This window comes from Sulfurimonas sp. (genome assembly GCF_023229105.1).
GTDB lineage: Bacteria > Campylobacterota > Campylobacteria > Campylobacterales > Sulfurimonadaceae > Sulfurimonas.
In genome coordinates, this window is sequence record NZ_JALNZY010000119.1 from 1 (window position 1) to 3,522 (window position 3,522).

4 protein-coding genes and 1 pseudogene are annotated in these 3,522 nt (G+C 34.4%); 3 read left to right on the forward strand and 2 right to left on the reverse strand.

Translation table 11 applies throughout. The features are described 5' to 3' along the window. Positions 1 to 222: 222 nt before the first annotated feature. Complete coding sequence (locus tag M0Q17_RS10910; RefSeq protein ID WP_295086766.1) at positions 223 to 900, forward strand: nitroreductase; 678 nt, start codon at positions 223 to 225, stop codon at positions 898 to 900. 104 nt (positions 901 to 1,004) lie between these two features. On the opposite strand, the gene M0Q17_RS10915 is transcribed toward M0Q17_RS10910, so the two are convergent. Further along, the gene (locus M0Q17_RS10915; protein ID WP_295086768.1) at positions 1,005 to 1,835 is read right to left on the reverse strand and encodes a peptidylprolyl isomerase; all 831 of its coding nucleotides are present in this window, start codon (positions 1,833 to 1,835) and stop codon (positions 1,005 to 1,007) included. Between the two features lie 85 nt (positions 1,836 to 1,920). Between M0Q17_RS10915 and nth the strand changes: the two genes are divergently transcribed. Beyond that, positions 1,921 to 2,562: an endonuclease III gene (nth, locus tag M0Q17_RS10920; protein WP_295086770.1), complete on the forward strand. Its 642-nt coding sequence runs from the start codon at positions 1,921 to 1,923 to the stop codon at positions 2,560 to 2,562. 35 nt (positions 2,563 to 2,597) lie between these two features. Further along, positions 2,598 to 2,735 (forward strand): annotated as a pseudogene (locus tag M0Q17_RS10925) (hypothetical protein); the annotation flags it as partial. A 273-nt stretch (positions 2,736 to 3,008) separates the two neighbouring features. Here the strand turns inward: M0Q17_RS10925 and M0Q17_RS10930 are convergent. Next, positions 3,009 to 3,522: methyltransferase domain-containing protein (locus tag M0Q17_RS10930; RefSeq protein ID WP_295086772.1), on the reverse strand; the 514-nt coding region annotated here is incomplete at its 5' end.

Genomic DNA, 3,522 nt, shown 5'->3' on the forward strand with positions numbered 1-3,522 from the left:
TATTATAGAGTGCCAATGAGACTGCCGACTCAATCGATTCGGTCATATTGTTTGTAAGTTTTTCAAATATATTATTCATCTGTAAATTCCTCTGTTTTATTTCAGCTCTTATTATATCGAGTTGAGCTACTTGTTGTCAAGTCTTTTTAGTCTTTAACTATTACAGTATCTTTTAATTCAATTTAGATTATAATTCCAAAAAAAATTTACTTAGGATTGTATATGTCAACGATTATCGATGCTATTATAAACCGCTCGGCAAAAAGAGCTTTCCTCCCAAAGCCGCTGCCGCGAGATATCCAAGAGAAAATTTTAAAAGCTGCTGCCATGACTCCAAGTGGAGCGAATATGCAGCCCTGGATTACTTATGCAATCAGCAATGAAAAGGTCTTGAAAAACATAGGTGATGCAATAATCCAAAAGATGAACAGTGGTGTAAAAAACGACCAATTTATCCAATACTATCCGCTAAACTCAAAAGCTCTTTATAAAAAAAGAAGAATAGAAACAGGCGTTGGACTCTATGCTTTAATGGGCGTAGAGAGAAAAGATATACAAACCAGAACTAAAATGTGGCAAGACAACTTTAGATGGTTTGGGGCGCAGACTGTTTTTTTTGTTTTTACAGATAAAGCCATGATAGAAAATGCGCAAGGAGTGCTTATTGATTGCGGTGCATACATGCAAACTATTATGCTCGCAGCTCAAGAGTTTGGTATAGAGAGTTGTCCGCAAGGCTCTACTACAGAGTTTGGAAAAGTAGTTGCAGATGTTTTGAATGTTCCTGATAATTTAGCACTTCTTTACAGTGTTGTTCTTGGCTATGAAGATAAAGATGCAAAAATCAATACATATCAGCCAAAAAGAGTGAATCTTGACGAAAACGTTGTTTTTATCTAACAGAGTTCTTGCGGTTTTTCAAGGGGTTTAGATGAGATTTTTTGATGAAATTCGTAGAAGCGTGTAATATCTCCCGTCTAATAGAGACGGGAGAATATATAAAGTTATTTGATTTGTGCTTTTTTCTCTAACTCTTTCATCTTTTGTAGCATTACATTTTTAGCTTTTTCAACTTTTAGTCTCTGCTCGATTGCCATTTTTACCTCAGAGTAGTTTCTAGTTGTTTTTGGTTTTTTATCTTCAATATATATAACATGATATCCAAATTGCGTTTTTACAGGCTCTGTAGTAAGTTCTTTTGCTTTCATCGAGAATGCTTTGTTATTGAACTCAGGAACCATTTGCCCTTCAGTAAAATAGCCTAAATCTCCACCCTCGGGAGCACTAGTACAAGAAGACTTTTCTTTTGCAATCTCCATAAACTTGTTTTTGAGTGCTTCACCTTTTAAAGGCTTAAGCTCAGCGATAATACTCTTTGCATCACTCTCTTTATCTACAAGTATATGGCGAGCTCTTACGCTCTCATCTTCAGCGAACTCCTCTTTGTTTGCATCATAATAATCTTTTTTCTCTTTTTCAGATACTGCTATCTTATCAAACTCTCTTTTTTGCCAAACTTGTATAGCAACCTCTTTTTTAATTCTATTAGTTACCTCTTCATATCTCTCTTTAAAATCTGGTGAGTTTAACAGTCCTGATTTTTTTGCATCATCATACACAAGCTCTTTAGCAATTAACTGCTCTAACACCTGTTTTCTAAACTCCGCCTGTTTCTCTTGAGGAACCTGATTTAATCTCCCTTGTGTTGCATTCATAAGCTCTTTATCAACATCTTCTTGAGTAATTACGGTACCGTTAACCGTTACCAATATTTGAGCCATCGACATTGTCGATACCATAGCTAGTAGAGCTATCAATCTTGTTACTGTTTTCATTCATTCTTCCTTATTTATGTAAAAAATTTTAGTTAGTTAATACTAATGATTATTAAACAAAGAGCATTTTGTATATAATTACGCCATGAAAAAAGCTACAAAACAGCAAATTAGAGAGATTCATAATCTCTTTATAGAAAAATACAGTGATGCAGTAACCGAACTAAACTACAAAAATGCTTATGAATTAGTCGTTGCCGTTGCACTCTCTGCGCAGTGCACTGATATTAGAGTAAATCTTATAACCCCAGCTCTGTTTGAAAAATATCCAGATCCAGAAACTTTGGCAGAAGCTAAAATAGAAGATATAAAATCCATCATTAACAGTTGTTCATTCTTCAACAATAAAGCAAAAAATATTATAGCGATGGCAAAAAGAGTCGTACAAGTTTATAACAAAGAGATACCTATGGATGAAAAAGAGCTCATAACGCTAGCCGGAGTTGGACAGAAAACAGCACATGTCGTAATGATAGAGTATATGGGTGCCAATCTTATGGCTGTTGATACTCATGTCTTTAGAGTTTCGCACAGACTCGGATTAAGTGACGATAAAACTGCAACAAAGACAGAGGAGACGCTTGTTAAAAAGTTTAAAAATAATCTACGCACGCTTCATCAAGGAATGGTGCTTTTTGGACGTTATATCTGCAAGGCAAAAAATCCAAAATGCGATGAGTGCTTTTTAACTTCATACTGCAAAACAAAAGAGAGTTTTAAAGTATAAAACAGAAGTGGATTAGTTTTTGCTTGAAACTATTTATGACAAAATACATATTAATCATTTCAACACTTTTTCTCTTTTTAGGCTGTGTAAACAGAACGGGAATATCTGCTAAATACTATGCAAATGAGTGTAACGAGTATTATGATGTTCAAGGTTATTACCACAAAGATTGCAACGATGACAATGTGATAACATACGAGAGCATCGGCAAAAATGCAAATAAAATCGTAGAGTATGTTATAGGAGGAGAAGAAAAAAAAGAGGAAAAACCAAAAGGCAATGTTTGGTAACAATCGATACAAGATATATATTATTGAGATAAATTAACAACGAAATATGAAGTAAACAATTTCTATAAATTAAAATTACAAAATAGTTCTAGGCAATTTAGCAAAAAATGTACTTCTGTACATTGAGATAAATTAACGACGAAATATGAAGTAATTTTATTTTATAGCTACGAAAGTTGCAAAATTTGCCCAGCGAAATACTACTTCACAGTGTGAGAAACCGCAGTTTTTCGCCATTTTTATATTTTCATCTTCACTATATGGCACCAAAACATTCTCCAATGCTTCTCTTTTTTGCACTATCTCATATTCAGAGTAACCCTGCTCTTTTTTAAAGTCGTAGTAGTGCTCAATCAGCTCTTTGTTGAGCTTTGGATGATGACTTATAACTTTTTCGCTAAAGATGAAAAGCCCCCCTCTTTTTAAAGAAGCCGATATCTTTTTCACAAGTTCCTCACGAATTAGCGGACGGATAAACTGCAGGGTGTAGTTGCTTATAAAAAGATCTGCCTCATTATAGTTATACTCCAAAATATCTGCATTTTTAAGCTCTATATCTGCTTTAAATGCCTCGCACTTCTTTCTTGCTTGTTCGAGCATCGCTTCAGAATTGTCAAGCCCTACAAGAGTGACGGCTGTTTTTAATTTTCTGCTTATATTTATGAGAAGC

Coding starts and splice junctions, on each gene's coding strand:
- M0Q17_RS10910 (WP_295086766.1), top strand. CDS start 223: ATGTCAACGATTATCGATGCTATTATAAACCGCTCGGCAAAAAGAGCT.
- M0Q17_RS10915 (WP_295086768.1), bottom strand. CDS start 1,835: ATGAAAACAGTAACAAGATTGATAGCTCTACTAGCTATGGTATCGACA.
- nth (WP_295086770.1), top strand. CDS start 1,921: ATGAAAAAAGCTACAAAACAGCAAATTAGAGAGATTCATAATCTCTTT.